This window comes from Chitinophaga pinensis DSM 2588, assembly GCF_000024005.1.
GTDB lineage: Bacteria > Bacteroidota > Bacteroidia > Chitinophagales > Chitinophagaceae > Chitinophaga > Chitinophaga pinensis.
In genome coordinates this window covers 6,948,338-6,968,939 of the sequence record NC_013132.1, presented here as the reverse complement: position 1 = coordinate 6,968,939, position 20,602 = coordinate 6,948,338, and the positions used below count along the sequence as shown (strand labels likewise).

Annotated in this window: 21 protein-coding genes; 10 read left to right on the top strand and 11 right to left on the bottom strand. The window is 45.0% G+C overall.

What is annotated here, in order from left to right; all coding sequences use genetic code 11:
- Nucleotides 1-141: 141 nt before the first annotated feature.
- Entirely contained in the window at nucleotides 142-429 is a 288-nt protein-coding gene (locus tag CPIN_RS27015) for a DciA family protein (RefSeq protein ID WP_012793054.1), read from the bottom strand.
- A 24-nt stretch (nucleotides 430-453) separates the two neighbouring features.
- Nucleotides 454-1,536: a DNA replication/repair protein RecF gene (gene recF / locus CPIN_RS27010; RefSeq protein WP_012793053.1), complete on the bottom strand. Its 1,083-nt coding sequence runs from the start codon at nucleotides 1,534-1,536 to the stop codon at nucleotides 454-456.
- Nucleotides 1,537-1,719: 183 nt separating this feature from the next.
- On the opposite strand from recF, the gene pdhA reads away from it, so the two are divergent.
- The 6 genes from pdhA (at nucleotide 1,720) to CPIN_RS26980 (ending at nucleotide 6,398) form a co-directional block, all read left to right on the top strand.
- Nucleotides 1,720-2,730 (top strand): pyruvate dehydrogenase (acetyl-transferring) E1 component subunit alpha, encoded by a 1,011-nt coding sequence (gene pdhA, locus CPIN_RS27005; RefSeq protein WP_012793052.1) that lies wholly within the window; start codon nucleotides 1,720-1,722, stop codon nucleotides 2,728-2,730.
- A 138-nt stretch (nucleotides 2,731-2,868) separates the two neighbouring features.
- Nucleotides 2,869-3,582, top strand: coding sequence for a tetratricopeptide repeat protein (locus CPIN_RS27000; protein WP_012793051.1), 714 nt, complete (start codon nucleotides 2,869-2,871; stop codon nucleotides 3,580-3,582).
- A 14-nt stretch (nucleotides 3,583-3,596) separates the two neighbouring features.
- A complete protein-coding gene (gene ribH, locus CPIN_RS26995) occupies nucleotides 3,597-4,088 on the top strand; it encodes a 6,7-dimethyl-8-ribityllumazine synthase (protein ID WP_012793050.1) in 492 nt (163 codons plus the stop codon).
- Nucleotides 4,089-4,213: 125 nt separating this feature from the next.
- On the top strand, nucleotides 4,214-4,933 hold the full coding sequence (locus CPIN_RS26990; RefSeq protein WP_012793049.1) for a (Fe-S)-binding protein: 720 nt from the start codon (nucleotides 4,214-4,216) through the stop codon (nucleotides 4,931-4,933).
- 30 nt (nucleotides 4,934-4,963) lie between these two features.
- Entirely contained in the window at nucleotides 4,964-5,377 is a 414-nt protein-coding gene (locus tag CPIN_RS26985; protein WP_012793048.1) for an EVE domain-containing protein, read from the top strand.
- Between the two features lie 70 nt (nucleotides 5,378-5,447).
- On the top strand, nucleotides 5,448-6,398 hold the full coding sequence (locus tag CPIN_RS26980; protein WP_012793047.1) for a DUF4349 domain-containing protein: 951 nt from the start codon (nucleotides 5,448-5,450) through the stop codon (nucleotides 6,396-6,398).
- Between the two features lie 201 nt (nucleotides 6,399-6,599).
- Here the strand turns inward: CPIN_RS26980 and CPIN_RS26975 are convergent, their stop codons facing one another.
- Nucleotides 6,600-7,421: a phosphatase PAP2 family protein gene (locus tag CPIN_RS26975; protein ID WP_187294697.1), complete on the bottom strand. Its 822-nt coding sequence runs from the start codon at nucleotides 7,419-7,421 to the stop codon at nucleotides 6,600-6,602.
- A gap of 113 nt (nucleotides 7,422-7,534) precedes the next feature.
- Here CPIN_RS26975 and CPIN_RS26970 point away from each other — a divergent pair, with 113 nt between their 5' ends.
- Nucleotides 7,535-8,224 carry a Sir2 family NAD-dependent protein deacetylase gene (locus tag CPIN_RS26970; protein WP_012793045.1) on the top strand — a complete coding sequence of 230 codons (690 nt, stop codon included), beginning with the start codon at nucleotides 7,535-7,537 and terminating at the stop codon, nucleotides 8,222-8,224.
- A 110-nt stretch (nucleotides 8,225-8,334) separates the two neighbouring features.
- Here CPIN_RS26970 and CPIN_RS26965 read toward each other — a convergent pair whose 3' ends face one another.
- Nucleotides 8,335-9,660: a saccharopine dehydrogenase C-terminal domain-containing protein gene (locus tag CPIN_RS26965; RefSeq protein ID WP_012793044.1), complete on the bottom strand. Its 1,326-nt coding sequence runs from the start codon at nucleotides 9,658-9,660 to the stop codon at nucleotides 8,335-8,337.
- Between the two features lie 405 nt (nucleotides 9,661-10,065).
- On the opposite strand from CPIN_RS26965, the gene gyrA reads away from it, so the two are divergent.
- Both gyrA and CPIN_RS26955 read left to right on the top strand, forming a co-directional pair.
- Nucleotides 10,066-12,645 carry a DNA gyrase subunit A gene (gene gyrA, locus CPIN_RS26960; RefSeq protein ID WP_012793043.1) on the top strand — a complete coding sequence of 860 codons (2,580 nt, stop codon included), beginning with the start codon at nucleotides 10,066-10,068 and terminating at the stop codon, nucleotides 12,643-12,645.
- Nucleotides 12,646-12,773: 128 nt separating this feature from the next.
- A complete protein-coding gene (locus CPIN_RS26955) occupies nucleotides 12,774-14,021 on the top strand; it encodes a tetratricopeptide repeat protein (RefSeq protein WP_012793042.1) in 1,248 nt (415 codons plus the stop codon).
- A gap of 77 nt (nucleotides 14,022-14,098) precedes the next feature.
- Here CPIN_RS26955 and CPIN_RS26950 read toward each other — a convergent pair whose 3' ends face one another.
- From CPIN_RS26950 to CPIN_RS26935, 4 genes are all read right to left on the bottom strand, one after another.
- Nucleotides 14,099-14,455 (bottom strand): anti-sigma factor family protein, encoded by a 357-nt coding sequence (locus tag CPIN_RS26950; protein WP_012793041.1) that lies wholly within the window; start codon nucleotides 14,453-14,455, stop codon nucleotides 14,099-14,101.
- 43 nt (nucleotides 14,456-14,498) lie between these two features.
- Complete coding sequence (locus tag CPIN_RS26945) at nucleotides 14,499-15,065, bottom strand: RNA polymerase sigma factor (RefSeq protein ID WP_012793040.1); 567 nt, start codon at nucleotides 15,063-15,065, stop codon at nucleotides 14,499-14,501.
- Nucleotides 15,066-15,215: 150 nt separating this feature from the next.
- Nucleotides 15,216-16,322, bottom strand: a complete 1,107-nt coding sequence (locus CPIN_RS26940; RefSeq protein ID WP_012793039.1) for a tetratricopeptide repeat protein — start codon at nucleotides 16,320-16,322, stop codon at nucleotides 15,216-15,218.
- A complete protein-coding gene (locus CPIN_RS26935; RefSeq protein ID WP_012793038.1) occupies nucleotides 16,315-16,887 on the bottom strand; it encodes a sigma-70 RNA polymerase sigma factor region 4 domain-containing protein in 573 nt (190 codons plus the stop codon). The genes CPIN_RS26940 and CPIN_RS26935 overlap by 8 nt, the downstream gene beginning before the upstream one ends.
- An 81-nt stretch (nucleotides 16,888-16,968) precedes the next feature.
- Between CPIN_RS26935 and CPIN_RS26930 the strand changes: the two genes are divergently transcribed.
- On the top strand, nucleotides 16,969-17,760 hold the full coding sequence (locus CPIN_RS26930; protein WP_012793037.1) for a C40 family peptidase: 792 nt from the start codon (nucleotides 16,969-16,971) through the stop codon (nucleotides 17,758-17,760).
- A gap of 77 nt (nucleotides 17,761-17,837) precedes the next feature.
- Here the strand turns inward: CPIN_RS26930 and CPIN_RS26925 are convergent, their stop codons facing one another.
- The 3 genes from CPIN_RS26925 to CPIN_RS26915 form a co-directional block, all read right to left on the bottom strand.
- A complete protein-coding gene (locus tag CPIN_RS26925; protein WP_012793036.1) occupies nucleotides 17,838-18,383 on the bottom strand; it encodes an inorganic diphosphatase in 546 nt (181 codons plus the stop codon).
- A 227-nt stretch (nucleotides 18,384-18,610) separates the two neighbouring features.
- Nucleotides 18,611-19,090 carry a DUF4878 domain-containing protein gene (locus CPIN_RS26920; RefSeq protein WP_083781157.1) on the bottom strand — a complete coding sequence of 160 codons (480 nt, stop codon included), beginning with the start codon at nucleotides 19,088-19,090 and terminating at the stop codon, nucleotides 18,611-18,613.
- A gap of 206 nt (nucleotides 19,091-19,296) precedes the next feature.
- On the bottom strand, nucleotides 19,297-20,256 hold the full coding sequence (locus CPIN_RS26915) for a PhoH family protein (RefSeq protein ID WP_012793033.1): 960 nt from the start codon (nucleotides 20,254-20,256) through the stop codon (nucleotides 19,297-19,299).
- Between the last annotated feature and the right edge of the window lie 346 nt (nucleotides 20,257-20,602).

The following is a 20,602-nucleotide window of genomic DNA, read 5'->3' as shown; positions in this document are numbered from 1 at the left end:
ATGTTGCGTGGATGGTGTGGCTGGGGCTGGTGTAGGAGATAGGGACAGATCAACGGGCAGTCATGAATGGAGTATATACCTGCAATAAAAAGAGGCTACTCATTAAATTGAGCAGCCTCTTACATTATAAGAAGGTAATGGTTATCGAACGATCACTTCTCTCACCACAGGTTCACCCAGCATTTCGTTCACCAGTTTGATGATACGATCTTTTGAATAGCTCAGTTCCTGTTTCAGTGGAGCAACGGTGGTAACAATGTGTAATTTACCATCGATCAGCTGTAAATTCTCTGTGTAGCGGGAGATTGTTCTTCCCATCAGCTGTTCCCAGTTCTCCTGTATGCGCACTTCGGTGAGCCTCGGTTTTAACCGACTTTTCGACATGAAATCTTTCAGTGCATCCTCCATTGATGTTATTCCGTAGCGCATTCCGCAAAGATACGTATTTCCGCATTACTCCATCTCTACTAATTGAAAGTTATCCGAATTTTCTTTGAATGCTGCAAGTATTCTATCAGCATGTGTATCGGTGATGAAGACTTGTCCGTATACGGGGCTGCTGACAAGATTAATTAAGCGGCTCACCCTGTCCTGGTCCAGTTTTTCGAACACGTCATCGAGCAAGAGGAGGGGAGGGAACTTTTTATGTTCCTTAATCACTTCAAACTGTGCGAGTTTGAGTGCAAAGAGGAAACTTTTACGTTGTCCCTGTGAGGCGCTCGTTTTCATGGGATGATCATCCAGGACAAACTGCAGGTCATCTTTATGGATACCGCCTGTTGTACGCTGCATCATCATATCCTTGTAGCGGTTGGCAGCGAGCAGTTCGGTGAAGGTCTGTTCATGAAGACCGGACTGGTATTGTATATTGACTGTTTCATGTTTACCGGCCAGATAATCATACAGTTTTTGTACCTGTTGGATGAAGCCGGGCAGGAAAGCGCGTCTCCATTCAAATACGGGAGTACCGTGTTTGACCAGTTGTTCATCAAATATATCGAGCAGGGTATCCTGACTGCCACCCTGACCATTCATCGTTTTGAGCAGGGTATTTTTCTGCTGGAGTATTTTCTGGTAGGTAATGAGGTGGTCGAGATAGCCCGGGTGTAACTGGCATAGCAGTGCATCCAGCCATTTGCGGCGTTCCTCGCTGCCACCGAGTATAATTTCAGCGTCATCGGGGGCGATCATGACGGCAGGGTAGCGGCCGATATGTTGGGAAAAGCGTTCGTAAGCTTCATCATTGAGGGCAAATTCTTTTTTGCCGTCTTTGAGGGTGCAGACGATCTTTCCTTCCTGGTGGTCTCTGTCCATGAAACCTTCCAGGCGGAAGCCGTTGGTCTGGTACTGTGTATTCTGGGCTTCGCTGCTGGTAAAGTAGCTTTTAGTGAAACATATATAATATATGGCGTCAAGCAGGTTGGTTTTACCGGAGCCGTTCCGCCCGGTGATGCCAACGATGCGTTTATGGAAGCTGAAACTTTTTCCCGAATAATTTTTAAACTGAACGAGTGATATCTTTTTAAGCGACAGCAAATTAACCTTCTGATTATCAGTTATGAATTAAAAATAAATTTATCGTAATCCGCGCTGATGCCGGGAAAGACTGGAAATCAGACCTTGTTGAAGCGGCGTTCAGGAGCGGTAACTTCGTGCAAAGTTGCAAAGTATTTAGTTTTTAGGATTTTCCTGTTATATTTGCGGACAAATTAAGAAACAGTGGCTACAAAAACAGACGTAAAGACGAAATTCACCAAAGAGACATATTTGTACTGGTATGAATTGATGCTCTTGCTGCGCCGCTTTGAAGAAAAAGCCGGCCAATTGTATGGGATGCAGAAGATTCGTGGTTTTTGCCACCTGTACATAGGACAGGAAGCAATTGCTGCGGGTGCGATGACAGCAACTAAACCGGATGATAAGTTCATCACTGCCTACCGTGATCACGCTCTGGCGATCGCGAAAGGAATGACTCCTGACGAATGTATGGCTGAGCTGTATGGTAAGGCGACAGGTTGTTCCAAAGGTAAAGGTGGTAGCATGCACTTCTTTGCTCCTGATAAGGGTTTCTTCGGCGGTCATGGTATCGTAGGTGCTCAGATCGGTACTGGTGCGGGTCTGGCATTTGCTGAGCAGTACAAAGGAACTGATAACGTAGCGCTTTGCTTCTTCGGTGATGGTGCTGCCCGTCAGGGTATGCTGCATGAGACATTTAACATGGCCATGCTGTGGAAATTGCCTGTAATTTTTATTTGCGAAAACAACATGTACGCGATGGGTACTTCAGTAGAACGTACTTCAAACGTACTGGATATCTATAAGCTGGCGAATGCCTACGATATGCCAAGTGCTACTATCGATGGTATGAGCTGTGAGACTGTACATGAAGGTATCGACAGAGCGGTAAAACGTGCACGTGCCGGCGAAGGTCCTACCTTACTGGAAATCAAGACGTATCGTTACCGTGGTCACTCTATGAGTGATCCTGCGAAATACCGTACCAAAGAAGAAGTAGAAGAGTATAAAGATAAAGATCCTATCAATCAGGTACTGGCTACTATCCAGAAGAATAAATGGGCTACGGACGCTGAGATCGAAGCTATCAATGATAAGGTAAAACAGGAAGTTGAACATTGCGTACAGTTCGCTGAAGAGTCTCCATGGCCTGCAGATGATGAACTGCTGAAAGACGTATATGTACAGGATGATTACCCGTTCATTGTTGACTAAATAATAAGAGAAGGTTAGCGATCCCGGCCGTTTAAGAATAAGCGGATGATTCGCTAACCTTTTTTATATTTGCGGAAATTTACAACAGCCAAACCTGTACCGTAATAAAGAAATAACAATTTAACGACCACAATTACAATGACCGAAACAACAAATAAGACCGCAGCTGAAAATACTCCTGCTCCTGTGTCTAAAGAATTCCAACTGGAAGACTCACTCCACAAAGCGGAAGACTTTTTCAACAAGAACAAAAACAGCATTATCATCGCCCTGCTCGTAGTAGTGGTGGTAGTGGGCGGTACTTTTGCCTACAGCAAGTTCATCAAAGGTCCTAACGAAACGAAAGCACAGAACATGGTATTCCATGCACAGCAGTATTTCGAGAGAGATTCTTTCCGTCTGGCTTTAAATGGTGACGGTAACTATGAAGGTTTCCTGCAGGTAATTGATAAATACGGCAGCACCAAAACAGGTCAGTTAGCAAAATATTACGCTGGCGTTAGCTATGTGAAACTGGGCGAATTCCAGAAAGGTGCAGATCTGCTGACAGCTTTCAATGGTGGCGATCAGGTTGTACAGGCAATGGCATACGGTTTAGCCGGTGACGCTTACATGGAACTGAACCAAACCGATAAAGGTATCGAATATTATAAGAAAGCAGGTCATCACAGCGATAACGAGCTGACAGCGCCAACTTACCTGTTCCGCGCAGGTCTGGCTCTGGAAAAAGCAAACAAAACTGCTGATGCAGTTGCGATCTACAAAGAAATTCAAAGCAAATATCCTCAGACAGCTGAAGGCCGTGAAATTGAGAAATATCTGGCGCGCCTGGGCGAAGTGAGAAGTAATTGATATTAATACAGATCATGTCAATACATAATCAAAGTTTATTGAACGATGCTGGCATTCTCCAATCAGAGGATGCCAGTGTTGTTATAGTGTATACTGAATGGAATGATGCGGTGATCAACGAACTGGTTGCCGGTTGTGACAGGTCCCTGGCACAATACAATGTATCAAAAGTCTCCAAGGTGATCGTACCCGGAGCATTTGAATTACCATTCGCCTGTAAGCAATACTGGGAACGTACAAAAGGAACACATAAACAGCCTGGCGCTATTATTGCGTTCGGTTGTGTGATCAGAGGCGAAACCCCGCATTTTGACTATGTTTGTAAGGGCGTAACAGAAGGACTGATGCAATTAAACCTTGACTTGCCCGTACCTGTTATCTTTGGTATCCTGACTGTTGACAACATGCAGCAGGCACAGGACAGACTAGGAGGCATCCATGGCCATAAAGGGGAAGAAGCCGCGATTACCGCGCTGAAAATGATATCTATGATGCGTCAACTGTAGGAGCAGCTTTTTAGCCCCATTTTTATTACATGTGATGTTCATTGTTGCTACAGTTTTAGCCGAGATACATTGATTCCTGACGCCGGCAGTATTCCACTGCGGCCTCTAATAAAAGAACTAACTCAATGAACGTACAGCTTTTTATTCCATGCTTCGTTGATCAGCTGTTCCCGGAAACAGGCTTCAATATGGTGAAGGTGCTGGAAAAACTGGGATGTAACGTCGAGTATAATCCCAACCAGACCTGCTGTGGCCAGCCGGCTTTTAATGCCGGGTACTGGGATGAAGCCCGCTCCGTTGCAAATAAATTCGTAAAGGACTTTCATACCGTAGATTATATCGTAGCGCCAAGCGGTTCCTGTACAGGGTTTGTCCGCAATTATTACGGCAAACTCTTTGACAATTCCGCCGCTCATAATGAAGTAAAGACACTGCGCAAGAACCTGTTTGAATTTACAGAGTTCCTGACAGATGTTCTCCATGTGACCGACCTGGGAGCTAGCCTGAACGGCATTGCCACTTATCATGACGCCTGCGGCGCCCTGCGTGAATGCGGTATCAAGGAAGGTCCGCGTAAATTGCTCTCCAACGTAAAAGGACTGGAACTGAAAGAAATGAATGATTGTGAGACCTGCTGCGGTTTTGGAGGTACTTTCTCTGTGAAGTTCGAACCGATCTCTATCGGTATGGGCGAACAGAAAGTAAATAACGCCATCGCAAGCGGTGCAGACTATCTCATCTCAACAGACCTTTCCTGTCTGATGCACCTGGACGGTTATATCCGGAAGCACGAACTGAATATCAAAACAATGCATATTGCTGATGTACTGGCCAGTGGCTGGTAAGCAGCAGGAAGAATTTTAAATCATCAGATAATGAACTACTGGCTTGTTAAATCAGAACCATTCAAGTATTCATGGGACCAGTTTGTAAAAGACGGTAAAACCTTCTGGGATGGTGTGCGCAATTATCAGGCGCGCAATAACCTGAAAGGCATGGAGAAAGGAGACCTGGTACTGTTCTATCACAGTAATGAAGGACTGGCAGTAGTGGGTATCGCGAAAGTCGCAAAAGCACATTACCAGGACCCGACCACACCTGATCCTAATTGGGTAGTGGTAGACCTGCAGCCGGTAAAACCTTTCAAAACGCCGGTAACACTGGCGCAGATGAAAGCCGAAAAAAGACTGGAAAATCTCTCTCTTATCCGCCAGGGCCGCCTTTCTGTGTGCGCCGTTACGGAGGAAGAATTTGATACCATCCTGGAAATGGGAGAGACGAAGAAATAATTTTTTTGTGGAATTTTATTCCTGAGCGCATCTTCTTGTTATAGCAATATTTATCACTAAATACTGGTCTATGACAAGAAGATGTTTCTTTTTTAAGCATACCCCGATCCCCATATTTATACTGTTACTGAGCTTGCTCACACTCATGGCCTGCGCCCGTAAGGCTGAACAGAAGACGCTTGCGCTTGCGTTTAAAGAGGAAGCCAAGCCCAGTGCAACAACTTATAGATCTGATGAAGAAGACGTCGTCGCCTATAATGAAGGTCCGGAGGATAAAGCGGCTGCATCAGGTCTGGTGGCCTTTACGCCTCCCGTAATAGCAAAAGATGTATCATCCGCAGCAATACAAAAAAAGATTATTAAAAATGGTGAGGTACGTTATTCAGTAAGAGATTACCATGAGGCAGGAAAGGCCATGAATGCGATCGTTGCCCGTTACAATGGCTATATCACAGAAGAGAATGAGTCCCGCTCAGATCTTAGCTGGGAAATAAAGGTCAGCATTAAAGTACCCGCCCAGAAATTTGACTCCTGTCTGGAAGCCCTTGCCGGCACCGCAAATACACTGATAGAAAAGAATGTATCAGCTACAGATGTAACAGAGGAATACATTGATGTTGCCTCTCGAATGAAGGCAAAGAAAGAAGTAGAGTTGCGCTACCTGGAGATACTGAAACAGGCAAAAACAGTAGAAGGTATTCTGAAAGTAGAAGAGCAGCTGAAGAGTATCCGCGAAGAAATAGAAGCTTCACAAGGTCGTTTGCAATACATCGATCATAATGTAGCGATGAGTACGATCAGTCTTTCGTTTTATCAGACGTTTGCTACTTCTTCTCCGCAGGGACCGGGCTTCTTCTCTCGCATCTTCTTTTCAATAAAGGATGGTTGGAATGACCTGCTGTCTTTTGTAGTAGGGATCGTGCAGCTATGGCCGGGTATAGCGGTTGTGGTGGTGATAGTGTTGCTTGTAACAAGGTATATCAAAAGAAGAAAGAGCAGGAAGATGGTTAGTGTGGCTTAGAAAATTAGGAATTGGGAATTGGGAATTAGGAATTAAGAATTAAGAATGCAGCGAGACGGGGTGGTTCATTGAGACTGGCAATTCGGTTTTATATAAAAAAAGAGGCACTTCGATATACTGAAGTGCCTCTGATTATTTTGAGCATATTGAGTCGCAGAAAGCCGCCTGCTATCAATTCTTAATTCCTGATTCTTAATTGACTTATGGCGCCATATGTGCCTTTAGCGCTTTCTTCCTCTCCAGATCTTTTTGTCTTTTAAAGATACCCTTGGTTACAAAGTAACCCAGTGAAGCTCCTAACCATACATCACTGCTCCAGTGTCTCTCCTGGTACAGGCGGGTGGTACCGGTCATGATGGCGATGGAATAAGTCACCCAGGGTACCCACGGATGTTCATCTCCATATGCTTCAGCTAGTGCTGTTGCGACAGAGGTCACTGTCAGCATATGACCGGAAGGGAAGGAGGTATGGTATTTATCCATAGAGAAAGGCGCATTGTATACAAACGGATCGTCGTAATAGGTCGGACGACCACGTCTTACCACCGATTTGGCGAAAGTATAAATGAGCGTTGACAGTAAAAGTGACTTGGCGGTCATCAGGGACGTATGTTCTAATTTCCTGTCCTTGGCAATCACACCGGCAAGGTACATACCACCTACGAGGTAAGGAGAGTAGGCGTTTCCGAATGGTTCTACCTGACCCGTTACACTGTTCCAGAAATTGGTGTGGTTACGGCCAAAGAATTGTTTGACTTCATAGTCTACACCCATGAGACCACCGGCAGCTCCGAGCACGATGCCCAGTCTGACGAAGTCCTTTCCCTGCCAGTGCGCAGGTCTTGAAACGGTATATTTCAGGTCACTCCAGATGCTACCCAGATAGGCGCCGTTTATACGATAACGTATAGTGGTATCGGCTGCCGTTAATGTACGCGTCTCCGTAGATCTGGTACTATCGGTATAGTGGAGGTTGGTGGTGTCTGTCGTCTGTGCGTTTGCTTTTATTTGTAGTAACAGCATACCGCACAGCATAAGCTTCAGTAAGATCTTCAATTGCTGTTATTTAATTATCCGATAAAGTTACGGGAAATGTTAAAACCCGTATATTTAAAAATCAAAAATGTCTTGTACAAATGAAGCCTAGATTGGTAGTTTTGACAGGCGCCGGGATTAGTGCAGAGAGTGGATTACGGACTTTTCGTGACAGTGATGGCCTGTGGGAGGGATATAATGTTTATGAAGTTGCCAGTCCGCAGGGATGGCAGAAAGACCCGCAACTGGTGTTAGATTTTTATAACCAGCGCCGCCGGGATATAAAAGCGGCGATGCCAAATGCCGCCCATCTGGGGCTGGCTGCTTTACAGGAGCAATTCGATGTGGAGATCATCACGCAGAATATAGACGACCTGCATGAAAGAGCAGGATCAAAGAAGGTATTACACCTGCACGGAGAGATCTTCAGTATGCGTAGTGTACTGGATGAACACCGGAAGTACCGTATTGTCAGTGATATCAATTTAGGCGATAAAGCGGCTGACGGCGGACAGTTACGTCCGGATATTGTGTGGTTCGGGGAGGCGGTGCCAAAGATAGTGGAGGCAGCAGCAGTGGTAATGACCGCGGATGTATTTGCGGTCATTGGTACTTCGCTGGTGGTATATCCGGCAGCGGGCCTGGTAGATTATCTGCCGGAGGGAACCCCAGCCTTTGTGATTGACAGGAAACTGCCGCAGATGCCAGGCATGACTAATCTGATGAAGATAGAGAAGCCGGCGACGGAGGGGATCGCGGATATGATTAAAGCACTGGAAGGATTGATCTGATCAGTTGCTGGGTTGATGTTAGTAAAATAAGACAAGGTCAGTGCATCTGATGGCTGTTGCAGATAAAGAAAAGAGGCAGTCCGCTGTATGCAGGACTGCCTCTTTTTATGTTATTCAAAACTTTCTTCGAAGCGGATATTGAATTCTTCCAGTTCTTTCAGCACCGGGTTATAGATATCCGGTGTGATGGGGATGTGCAGACCCTTTAGAGTGACCTTATCCTGAAGGATAAGTTTCGCCATGATACCCAGCGGGAGACCTACCGTTTTAGCCATGGCAGTGCGTATATTATCTTCGCCCTGTGCGATCATGTAACTGTGGAGGCGGGTGCTCATCCCTCTTCTTTCAAACTCGATTTCATGGGTCATGACGATCATGTCTTTGTCAGTGACTTCCATGCCGAGTTTTGATTCAACGATATGCTGGAGGACGGAGGCGTTTGTTTGTTCGCCGAGATGAATGGTTTCACTATTCAGTAATCCCAGGAACTTCAGCTGACGTAGTATCTTAGACTTGGCGCTGATGCCAAGATAATTAGCGATGTTTTCTTCATGACTGATGGATGTATCCTGGTCGATGTGCTGACTGGTCCATTCATAAAAGGTCATGTTATCGGTCTGGATTTTTTTGGTATCGTCGGTCAGACCTAGTTTCACGAGCGTACCCCAGCCTTCGCAGAAATCGGGATAGCGAAGGGTAGCGCGCATGAAGGTGGGCACTTCTTCCAGTTTATAGGCACTGATATAGTTCAGTGAGTCGCGGTTAGGGTAGTAGGCCAGTTTACCGAGACTTGGAATATGAATCGTTTTTGACTGATCGAAGAGGTGCTGGTAAGAGACTTCCTTTGTTTTTCCTTTTTCCCGGTAGGTAGCGCCTGAGTTACCGGCGAGCACGATATTGCGGGCATTCCAGGAGATCTTGTACTGCCATGGATTGTCGTTGCTTTCGGGCGATACGAGTCCGCCGCAATAGGAGCGGAAAGCCGATATCTGTCCACCTTTCTTTTCGATGGAGTGAATGAGCTTCATGGCGCTCATATGATCTATGCCGGGGTCGAGGCCCATTTCATACATGAAGAGCAGGCCAGCGTCTTCAATTTCTTTTTCCAGCTTTTTAACCTCCGGGTCGATATAAGAGGCGGTGAGCAGGTTTTTACTAAACTGCAGACAGTCTTTGGCGACGAGGATATGCAACTGGGCGGGCAGCAGGGAGATGACGAGGTCTGTTTCCTGTATCAGCTTTTGTCTGGATGCTTCATCCCTGATATCGATAGCTGCTGGGGTAACATAATAAGACTTTCCGGTTTTGGATTTGATGAGCGCGAGGTCATGGTCGGCGACAGTGATATGCCATTTTTGCCGTGGAGCATTTGATACCAGGTAGTCGATCAGGCTCGTAGCCGACTTGCCGGCACCAAACAAGAGTATATTCTTCATATTAATTTGTTCATCTTTAATATGGTTACAGAACAGGGATTTAACATCAGTCGTCTATCTAATGTTCGAATTTTCAGGAAAATTCGTTTTTAACCTACCATGATTTTAGTAAACTGTCCGTGACCCTCTGATTTTCATCGGGTTAAAAACAAAATCTTTGCCAATATTTTATTTTCCCAATATTCCTTTTTTCTATTATATAGAATATTAATTGAAGGAGTTAACGCAAAATAAGGATTAAATAGTCTATCTGTGGAAATTGTTCTTAACGCATATCTTATTTGTTCAATATGACAATTCCTTTTTTATTCACATTCTATGTCAAAAAGGCCGGAATACGGCTTAAAATGGCTATATTTGCGTCTATTTATTTTTTTACGGAATAAATTGTAAACCAACAATATAATGTCAGAAAATACGGAAAATCAGCAAGACGGCAGGATTATCCAGATCAACATTGAAGAGCAGATGAAAACGGCCTACATCGATTACTCGATGTCTGTGATCGTCGGACGTGCTCTTCCGGATGTAAGGGACGGTTTAAAACCTGTACACCGCCGCGTGTTGTTTGGTATGAACGAGTTAGGGAATAACAGTAACAAACCTTACAAGAAATCAGCCCGTATCGTAGGGGAGGTGATGGGTAAGTTTCACCCGCATGGTGACGCCTCCATTTATGATACCATTGTACGTATGGCCCAGCCATGGAGCCTTCGTTACATGCTGGTAGACGGTCAGGGTAACTTCGGTTCTGTGGATGGTGACATGCCGGCAGCAATGCGTTATACGGAGATCCGTCTGCAACGTATGGCTGAGGCGATGCTGGAAGATATCGACAAAGAAACAGTGGACTTCACCCTGAACTTTGACGATACCCTGGAAGAGCCTACAGTACTGCCTACACGTATTCCTAACCTCCTGATAAACGGAGCGTCAGGTATTGCGGTAGGTATGGCGACCAACATCATGCCGCACAACCTCTCAGAGGTAGTAGATGGCCTGATTGCGTACATTGATAACCGTGACATTACAATAGAAGAGCTGATCAAGCATGTAAAAGCGCCTGACTTCCCGACCGGTGGTATCATCTACGGTTATGAAGGCGTGAAACAGGGCTTTGAGACTGGCCGCGGAAGGGTAGTTGTACGTGGTAAAGTGAACGTGGAAACTTCCAAAGCAGGTCGTGAGCGCCTGGTGATCTATGAGCTTCCTTACCAGATCAACAAAGCTGCGCTGCATCAGAAGATCGCGCAACTGGCAGACGATAAAATCATTGAAGGTATATCTGAAGCGCGTGACGAAAGTGACCGTGATGGTATGCGCCTGGTGATTGATCTGAAACGTGAGGCGATTGCCAACGTAGTGATCAACCAGCTGTACAAATATTCTGAATTACAGACTTCTTACGGGATCAATAACGTGGCGCTGGTAAAAGGCCGTCCGCGTGTCCTGAACCTGAAAGATATGCTGTCTGAGTTCGTAGATTTCCGCCACGAAGTAGTTGTACGCAGAACGCGTTTCGACCTGCGTAAAGCGGAAGAGAAAGCGCACATCTTACAGGGTTACCTGATTGCGCTGGATCATCTGGATGAAGTGATTGCGCTGATCCGTGCGTCACGTACGCCGGAAGAAGCGAAAGAGGGCTTAATGACCCGCTTCGAACTGAGTGAAATTCAGTCTAAAGCGATACTGGAATTACGTTTACAACGTCTGACCGGTATGGAACGCGATAAGATCAAAGAAGAATACGATGAAGTCATGAAACTGATCGCTTACCTGAAAGAAATACTTTCCGATGAAGGGCTGCGTTTCAAGATCATCAAAGACGAACTGGAAGACGTGAAGAAACGTTTCGGAGACGAGCGTAAAACTGAAATCCAGTACCTGGCGAGCGAAATGCGTATGGAAGATATCATCGCAGAGGAAGATGTGGTAATTACCATCTCTCACCTGGGTTATATCAAACGTACTTCTGCATATGATTATCGTCAGCAGAAACGTGGTGGTCGTGGTGCATTGGGTGGTAAGACCCGTGAAGAAGACTATATTGAACACCTGTTCGTAGCGTCTACTCACCATACCATGCTGTTCTTCACTGAGAAAGGCCGTTGTTACTGGCTGAAGGTATACGAGATTCCGGAAGGAGAGAAGAGCGGTAAAGGCCGTGCGATCCAGAACCTGATCAACCTGCCTACTGATGACAAGATCAGGGCAATCATCGATATCAAAGATCTGGGTGATAAAGAATTCATCAGCTCTCATTATATTGTATTGTGTACCGCAAATGGTATCATCAAGAAGACCCTGCTGGAAGATTTCTCCCGCCCGCGTCAGAATGGTGTGAACGCAATCACTATCAATGAAGGCGATCAGTTACTGGAAGCTAAACTGACCAACGGTAACAGTCAGATCATGATGGCTATTAAGAGTGGCCGTGCTATCCGCTTCCCTGAAAATACCGTACGTGACACTGGTCGTGGCGCTATCGGTGTAAGGGGTATCGAGGTAGACAATGACAAAGACGAGGTTGTTGGTATGATTTGTGTAAATAAGGAGGATGAAACCCGTACTGTACTGGTGGTTTCAGAGAAAGGTTTCGGTAAACGTACTGATATTGAGGAATATAGAATTACCAACCGCGGTGGTAAGGGTGTAAAAACCATCAATATCACAGAAAAAACAGGTAGCCTGATCGCTATCCTGGACGTGACTGAAAAGGATGACCTGATGATCACCTGTAAATCCGGTATCACAATCCGTATGGCGGTTGCTGACATCCGTGAGGCGGGTAGAGCAACGCAGGGTGTGCGCCTGATCAGACTGGACGATAGCGACGAAATTGCAGCTGTAGCACGCCTGGACGAACAGGAAGAGCAAAGGCTCGATGAAGAAGCACTGGAAGGTATGGAAGGAAATGAGTCAAACCAGGATGGTAGCTCAGCAACCCAGGGAGATGCTCCGGTAGATGAAACGCCTGCAGAATAATTACAAGGAAGCCGCATTTTATTAAAGCGAACTAATGGTTAACCTGCGGAAGATTGTATTTATTATGGTTGAAACAGGCATTAAAATCTAACGCCATACTTATAGAAAACAACAAAATATTGAGCAACATGAAAAAATTACTGGTATCATTTGTCTTTTGCGGTGCAGCAATGGTTGCAGTAGCGCAACGTGCCAAGGTAAGCAGTGCTGACGAGGCGCTGTCCAAAAAAGACTATGATAAAGCGAAAGCCGATATTCAGGCAGCACTGGAAAATGAAAAAACTAAAGGTGAAGCCAAAACCTGGTATGTTAAGGGTAAAATCTTCGAAGCAGTAGCTACTGACAAGAAAGATCCTCAGCAGGCGATTGAAGCATTCGAAGCTTACAAAAAAGCTCTGGATATCAATGCTAAACTGCCTGAAGCTTTACTGGAAATGAACCAGCGTATGTTTAACTTGTATGCTACGGTAGGTAACGCAGGTTATGGCAACCTGAATGACCAGAAATGGGATTCTGCGTTCGTACACTTCAGAGACGCTTTCAGCATTGCTGAATACTATAATGGTAAAAATCTGGGTGGTTCCATCCCTACAGATACTTCCATGACTTTCTACGCTGGTTACGCTGCTAACCAGGCTGGTAAAAAAGATGATGCATTGCCTTTCCTGAGAAAAGCAGCGGATCTGCAGTTCAAAGCTGAACCGGCACTGTACGTAATCCTCGCACAGACTTACGAAGAGAAAGGCGATAATGCTAATTGGATCAAAACTATCGAAGAAGCAAAAGCGATGTTCCCTAAAGACAAGCGTTTCAACGATATGGAGATGATCTACTACTCAAAAACAGGTAAAACTGCTGAGTTGCTGGGTATGCTGGAAAAGAAAATGTCTGAAAATCCTAATGACTTCCAGACTATGCTCGATTACGGTATCCGTGTAGACAACCTGGCAAACCCTCGTTCTGATGGTAAAGAAGAAGCTGCAAAACCAGCTAACTACGATGAGCTGATGACGAAAGCTGAAAATGCTTACAAAAAAGCAATCGAACTGAAAGCTGATGATGCAACTGCTAACTTCCAGTTAGGTGCGCTGTATTTCAACCGTGCAGTAGGTTTCAACAAAGAACTGAATGCAATGGACAGCAAATCCCTGAACACACCGAAAGCAAAAGAACTGCAGACTAAAGTAACAGGTCTGATGGATCAGGCGCTGCCTTTCTTCGAGAAAGCGGACACTAACTTCTCAGCAGCTGGTACCCTGGAGCCAAGCGACAAGCAGACTTTTGAAAGCTGCCTGTATGCACTGCAGAAGATCTATGCTATCAAAAATGAAACGGCTAAAGTTGAAGCAGTAAAGAAAAAGCTGGAAAGCCTGTAATCGTATAGATACAGACATCATAAAAAAAGTCCCGGTTCATAACGAACCGGGACTTTTGCATATAGGTCAATATGTACTTACTTTCTGCCTGACATAAAATGATAGGTCCAGAATGCCGCCAGCAATATGAACAGGATCACTATAACAATGATCGCCAGTTCGGTAAAGTAGGACATCTGGTGTTTACGACGTTTGTTGGTACGGAGCTTACGCAGCATCTGCCACTTCATCTGCCGCAATAATACGGGGATCTTTTCCTTTTCTTCAAAGGCTGATAATCCTTCCACTGCCTCACTGCACATTTCACAATCGGCAAGATGAAGTTCCACTTCATGCTTTTCTTCCGGTGTCATCCTGCCCTGTACATAGTCCAGCAATTGCTGTTGCGTAGGACAGGCCGTCGTGGTGAAAATATCCTGATATTCTTCGTTCATAAAAATGTTTCCTCAATAATTATAAATCCGCCTACTTACTTCGCTATCCCTGTTTGCTCAGCAGGAGCTTCAGGTTACGCTTTCCATTCTGAATATAACTCTTCACCTGTAACAAGGTATACCCCGTCTCGTCTGTAATATCCTGGTAAGAGCGTTTTTGCAGATAAAAAAGTTTGACACAGACACGCTGCTCCGGGTTTAACTGCTCCAGGGCATGTTGCATATTTTCCAGCAAGTTATCCTTTTCTACGAATCGGGCTTTATCTTCTTCCGGTTCTCCGGGATCATTGAGATGTTTCTCACTGACTTCCTCCTGTTTCACCTGACTCTTATGTCTTAACTGCATCAGGCAATGATTCTTGCTCACCTGGTAGATCCAGGCCCTGAAATACTGCACTTTGTGCTTGTTGATATCTGCCAATACTTTTAAAAATATCTGTTGTACACTGTCTCTTGCATCCTCTTCATTTTTAAGGTATTTCATACACATACCCAATAACAGGATCGCATACCTGTCAAACAGGATGCCTACCCAATTGCTGTTTTCATCGGCTTTATACCGTTCCAGCAGTTCTTCGTCTGTTAATTCCTGGCTGTTCTTATAATTCACTGGATAAAGATAAAATACTTATAATATTTAAGATGCAATACCCAGGCAATTCCATAAAATTTAATCAATAAAAAAGTCCATAGAAGACTCCGCTGAGGAAAATTCTATGGACTGTATGAGGAGTGAGATTGATAATATCAGCAGAACGATTTACAGATTGTCTAAGGCCGCCTGGGCTTTGTCTTTCATGCTGCCGTTCATACGTACGACTTCCTTGAACATACGTCTGGCCTTACCTGTTTGTCCTTTGCTACGGTAACATACCGCCAGCTGGTAACGTGAAAGTTCGCCATACTTACCACTGCTGCCGGAAAGGTGTTTATAGCGGGAAATAGCCTCGTTGAGGTCTCCCTGCTGATGATAGACCATGGCTGCCTTATACAGGAATTCATCTGTGCCGCTGGGCGCTGACTCTGTAGCAGGTTTGGGTTTAGGTTTATCATCATCGTCGTCTTTCTTCTCTTTTGCAACCGGTTTAGGATCTGGTTTATCATCCGTCTTCCTGGCGACTGTAGGCGTGTCTTTATGCTCCGGAGCAGGTGTTTTGACTGTTTCCTTTACCTCTGCCGGTTTAGTGGCAGGAGGGGCCTGTTTTTTCGCACTATCCTTATTCACGGGTACAGCTGCCGGTGTTTTTGCTTTTACGGAGTCTTTTACGACCGGCTTGGGTACGGCAGTGGCAGGCGTAGCTGCGGGAGGAGCAACAGGCGCTGTTGTTGCAGCTGACGGTGGCGCCGGATGATGCCTGAGCGTATCGGCTGTTTCTGCCCGTACGGGTGTGACAACCGCTGCCTGTACGGCTGGTGCGTTCACCGCCGGAGCAGGAACTTCCGTATTGCTGGCCATTGCTTTGGTCACAGGCGCCTTGAATTTATCCTGTTGCTGTATAAGATAAATAAGACCTGCGCCGGCAGCGATGGCTGCGACTACCCAGAAATAAATCAGGAAACTTTCCTTTTTCTGTTCCTGGCGCTGATAACGTTCGGCTTTATGTGCATGGGATACCTGCTTGATGCTGTTGCGGATATACTGTAGCATACTAGCTGACAGCGGCTGGTATTTTTCCCTGTATTGTTGTTGCTGGAGTACCTGTAATGCATCAAAACACAGATCGCAGTCCACCAGGTGTTGTTCCACCAGGTGTTTCTCTACATCCGTGAGTCGGCCGTCCAGATAGCGGGGCAGCTGGTCTCTGTTAAGACAGCGGATGTTACTGAAGATCTTCAGTATTTTTTCATTGTTTTCCAAGTTACTCATAGGTTTCGTTCATCAATAAGGAAGCCATTTTTTGCTTTGCCTGTTGCAGTGTCTGTCTGAGTTTCTCAATGGAAATCTTCTTAGCTTCCGCCAGCTCTGCAAAACTTTTATTATTCATGTAGAATTCTTTCAGTAAATATTTTTCTTCGGCAGGCAATTTATCGAGTGTTCGCTCGATCGTAACGATCAGCTGTTGCTGTTCTTTCTGGTTGGTAGCCGCCTTTTCTATTTTAGCTTCTATCTGTTGCTGTTCTCTGGATTCCGTACTTGGAAAAAATGGACTGTTGTTATCTGCACGAGCTTGTTGTGCCCTGATCGTATAGTGGATCCATTCATTGGCTTTCGGGATCGTCTGGGTTTTCAGACTGTCACTGAGACGTTGCAGCAAAGAGGGGTAGATCTCCTCCGGACTGGTACTGGGACCATTGTTGAGGTAGGGTAAACAAACAGCGACCATGAGGTGGCTGTATCTTTCCATGAGTACACCTTCGGCTTCCTGATCCTTGAGCTTTCTTGCCCGGGAAATCAATTCTTTATCTGATAAATTAGTTAACTGCTGTAGCATAGTGTTACCTATATTTACATATAAAAGACAAAAAAGTTCATTTTGTTGTCTTTTGACATATAATTATTTTAGACAATTAATATGCCATACGCGATTACTGTTGTTCCAATTATGCCATTACGGGCGGAACAGTCTCATAAAAGTGAAATTATCTCACAAGCCTTGTTCGGGGAATGCAGTGAAATTATTGCTACCGGATCAGACGGTTGGGTAAGGGTAAAATGTCAGTATGATGGATATGAGGGATGGGCAACTGTAAATCACCTGGAAACGATCGATGAAGCGCTTTTTAATGCGCCGTATACCCATTATACCGCCTCTTGGGTTAACCAGGTGCTCCTGAACGGAAAACTGCTACAGGCGCCATTTGGCTGCGTAGTTAAACACGGAACGACTGACGTTACAAACTGGGGAAAGGTATCGGTACAGTTTGAGGAACCACCGGCGGAGATCGGTAATGGAAATGCAGTAGCTATTACAGCGCTGACAAAGGCATCTTTTTTATACCTGAATACCGCTTATCTCTGGGGAGGAAAGTCTGTGTTTGGCGTTGACTGTTCCGGGTTTACACAAACAGTATTCAAGACGCTGGGGATCCATCTTTTACGTGATGCCTATCAGCAGGCTACACAGGGTATGACGGTGGATTTTGTGCAGGAGGCAAAGACAGGTGATCTGGCTTTCTTTGACAATGCGGAAGGGCGGATCACGCATGTGGGCATTCTGCTGAATGACCATGAGATCATTCATGCTTCCGGAAAGGTGCGGGTAGACCCTATTGACAACCAGGGTATTACTAATACCGATACCGGTGTAAGAACGCATAAACTGCGGATTATCAAACGATATTTTCAACAGCAAACGATTGCCTGATTGCATCAGGTATCCAAATAAAAAGAGGCTGCTCAGTGTTGAGACAGCCTCTTTTCTGTTACGGTTATCCGTAGTAATTATTTATCGCCGAAAGTCTTGTTGTAAAGCTCGATGCTTTCCAGGACGATACGCTCAGCAACTTCTTTGTTCTGGAAGTCAGCCACTTTTACAGTTTTGTGCTCCAGTCTCTTGTATTCTTCAAAGAAGTGACGGATTTCAGCTGTAAAGTGAGGAGGCAGTTCGGAGATGTCGTTGATATGGGCAACGCTCATATCGTTAGCAGCTACCGCGATGATTTTATCATCTGCTTCACCGTTATCGATCATCTGCATAACGCCGATCACTTTAGCTTCCATGAGACACATTGGAACCACATCTACCTGGGAGAGGATGAGGATATCCAGCGGATCATGGTCATCACAGTAGGTTTTAGGGATAAAACCGTAGTTAGCTGGATAGTAAACAGAAGAATAGAGGACCCTGTCGAGTTTCAGCAGGCCGCTTTCTTTGTCCAGCTCGTATTTAGCGCGACATCCTTTCGGAATTTCAATAATAGCATTCACTACATTTGGCGCTTCTGATCCTGTGCTGACACTATGCCATGGATTGTTCGTCGTCATCATCAAACTTTATTTTTTGATTATTTAGTATTTAAGCGCCTGCGTTTATTCAGCATTGCAGAAAGGTATAACGTCGCAAAGTCTTTCGTCGGGACCCTGGCAACTGATTTACCGTAAGCTAATGTGGAATTTAGAATAAACGTCTGCTGGCGCGTGCGCAAAAATAAGGAACTCAACTGTAATTTCGCAATTGCTGCAAAATAAACAGAAAAGAGTTGATTTACAATATCTTATTTATCTGTAGGGAGCGGAGCCGTAGAATCCTGTGGAAGCATGGTGGAGTCTAATGGTGCGCTTGCCGGAGGCAGATAATTCGGAATGATACTTTCAAATGTGAGCGATATCTTCCAACGGCCATTTTCCTTAACCAATTGCAATCTTTCCTTTTGCTGAGAGGATGAGTTCAATACTGTCACGGTTGCTTTGTCGCCGTTTTCTTCTGTATCGATCACCTCTATACCGGCTTTTTTTATCTTATCCCTTTCTGAGTCGTTACGACGGGCATCAAAAAAGGAGTAGAGCTGTATTACCTGTTGCGATTCTTTGGTTGCGTAATCTCTGGCAAGATCAAAGTTCGATTCCTGGATAGCGTGCATGAAATTAAGTGCAACTTCCTGCGGAGTAGCGCTTTTTTTGCAACTGCCAAGTACAGTACCGAAAAATAATACCAAGGTGAGAATGCGCAGATAACTGGTCATGCAATTGTTCATTATAATACAGTTAACAAAAATAGGAGGAAAGTTAGAAAATTACAAAAAGCAGCTAAAGCAGCAGGTTGTAATTTTTTAGCTCCGTACCCGATTTTTGAAAATTGTTGGTTTCCTTGTTGTAAACCGGTATAGGCAAGGAAGTCTTTAACAGTTTACGTTTTAAGGGCGTGAACATACTCAAAACGCTGTTAAGGAAGTGTTAATTGTTAGTGGTCCTCCTTTTCCTTAGCCGCATCATACGCACGTATGATAGCCTTCACCAGTCTGTGTCTTACTACGTCTTCTTCGTCCAGCTGGAGGTAGCCGATACCATCGATATTCCGAAGGATACGGGTCGCTTTTTCCAATCCGGATTTCTGATTTTTAGGCAGGTCAATCTGCGTAAGGTCGCCCGTGATAATAGCTTTGGCTGATGCACCGATACGTGTCAGGAACATTTTGATCTGAAGTTCGGTGGCGTTCTGGGCCTCATCCAGGATGATGAAAGCGTTATCGAGTGTACGTCCGCGCATATACGCCAGCGGAGCAATCTCAATGACACGGTTGGTCATGAAATAACTGAGTTTGTCAGCAGGGATCATGTCATCCAGTGCGTCATACAGCGGACGCAGATATGGATCGATCTTCTCCTTCAGGTCACCCGGCAGGAAACCCAGGTTTTCACCTGCTTCTACTGCGGGACGGGTCAGGATGATCTTTCTGACAGCTTTGTTTTTTAATGCTCTTACAGCAAGCGCCACAGCGGTGTAAGTTTTACCGGTACCAGCAGGGCCGATGGCAAAAATGATATCATTTTTGTCAGCCAGGGATACCATTTTCTTCTGGTTGGCTGTTCTGGCTTTTACATTGCGGCCATTAGGACCGAATACCAGGACCTCATTGGAATTGCGGTCCTTGAATGCATCTACCGTTTCTTCATCACCCAGGATCTGTTCAAAATAGTTTTCGCTCAGATTACCGTTACGTTCGAGATAAGAAATGATTTGTCCGATTTTTTCCTGAGCAGTGGCTACTTCTTCCTGAGCGCCCGAGAGCTTGAGTTGTGTTCCACGGGAGAGGATCTTTAACAGTGGAAATTTCTTTTTCAGCAGATCAAGTTTTCCATTGTTTACTCCGAAGAACTCGATAGGGTTAATACTATCTAAGCTGATGATTGATTCTGTCAAGTGATATTTTATTTAGATCGTTTGAGGTATCTCTGTATAAGGTGTCTAAAGCAATATACCTTAAACGCGTTACATTAAGAAACCTGGAGTTTATAACCTTACCTAAAGGCTTTGCTAAAACTGGCAGAAGGTGTTTGCAGATACCACACCAGGAAGAGCAGTAACCATATTCAGCGCTTCAATAACCACGCCAAAGCATTTTTCCTGTGTGGATCGTAGATGCTGCGGTCATTCACCTTCAATACCAAAGAACTACAGAAAAATAAAGTGATTCCCGTATTATGGGTCTGTCACTTTCAGCTCTCATGAGAATGAATACTTCATTGCTTGTGCATTTAATGTTTGT

Bases quoted from the DNA above. Each gene is read 5' to 3' on its own strand.
- CPIN_RS26990 (WP_012793049.1), top strand. From the start codon at position 4,214: ATGAACGTACAGCTTTTTATTCCATGCTTCGTTGATCAGCTGTTCCCG.
- CPIN_RS27015 (WP_012793054.1), bottom strand. From the start codon at position 429: ATGCGCTACGGAATAACATCAATGGAGGATGCACTGAAAGATTTCATG.
- CPIN_RS26935 (WP_012793038.1), bottom strand. From the start codon at position 16,887: ATGCTACAGCAGTTAACTAATTTATCAGATAAAGAATTGATTTCCCGG.
- CPIN_RS26955 (WP_012793042.1), top strand. From the start codon at position 12,774: ATGAAAAAATTACTGGTATCATTTGTCTTTTGCGGTGCAGCAATGGTT.
- CPIN_RS26965 (WP_012793044.1), bottom strand. From the start codon at position 9,660: ATGAAGAATATACTCTTGTTTGGTGCCGGCAAGTCGGCTACGAGCCTG.
- CPIN_RS26970 (WP_012793045.1), top strand. From the start codon at position 7,535: ATGAAGCCTAGATTGGTAGTTTTGACAGGCGCCGGGATTAGTGCAGAG.
- CPIN_RS27000 (WP_012793051.1), top strand. From the start codon at position 2,869: ATGACCGAAACAACAAATAAGACCGCAGCTGAAAATACTCCTGCTCCT.
- CPIN_RS26985 (WP_012793048.1), top strand. From the start codon at position 4,964: ATGAACTACTGGCTTGTTAAATCAGAACCATTCAAGTATTCATGGGAC.
- CPIN_RS26920 (WP_083781157.1), bottom strand. From the start codon at position 19,090: ATGAACAATTGCATGACCAGTTATCTGCGCATTCTCACCTTGGTATTA.
- CPIN_RS26930 (WP_012793037.1), top strand. From the start codon at position 16,969: ATGCCATACGCGATTACTGTTGTTCCAATTATGCCATTACGGGCGGAA.
- CPIN_RS26925 (WP_012793036.1), bottom strand. From the start codon at position 18,383: ATGATGACGACGAACAATCCATGGCATAGTGTCAGCACAGGATCAGAA.
- gyrA (WP_012793043.1), top strand. From the start codon at position 10,066: ATGTCAGAAAATACGGAAAATCAGCAAGACGGCAGGATTATCCAGATC.
- CPIN_RS26975 (WP_187294697.1), bottom strand. From the start codon at position 7,421: ATGCTGTTACTACAAATAAAAGCAAACGCACAGACGACAGACACCACC.
- CPIN_RS26980 (WP_012793047.1), top strand. From the start codon at position 5,448: ATGACAAGAAGATGTTTCTTTTTTAAGCATACCCCGATCCCCATATTT.
- CPIN_RS26940 (WP_012793039.1), bottom strand. From the start codon at position 16,322: ATGAGTAACTTGGAAAACAATGAAAAAATACTGAAGATCTTCAGTAAC.
- ribH (WP_012793050.1), top strand. From the start codon at position 3,597: ATGTCAATACATAATCAAAGTTTATTGAACGATGCTGGCATTCTCCAA.
- CPIN_RS26950 (WP_012793041.1), bottom strand. From the start codon at position 14,455: ATGAACGAAGAATATCAGGATATTTTCACCACGACGGCCTGTCCTACG.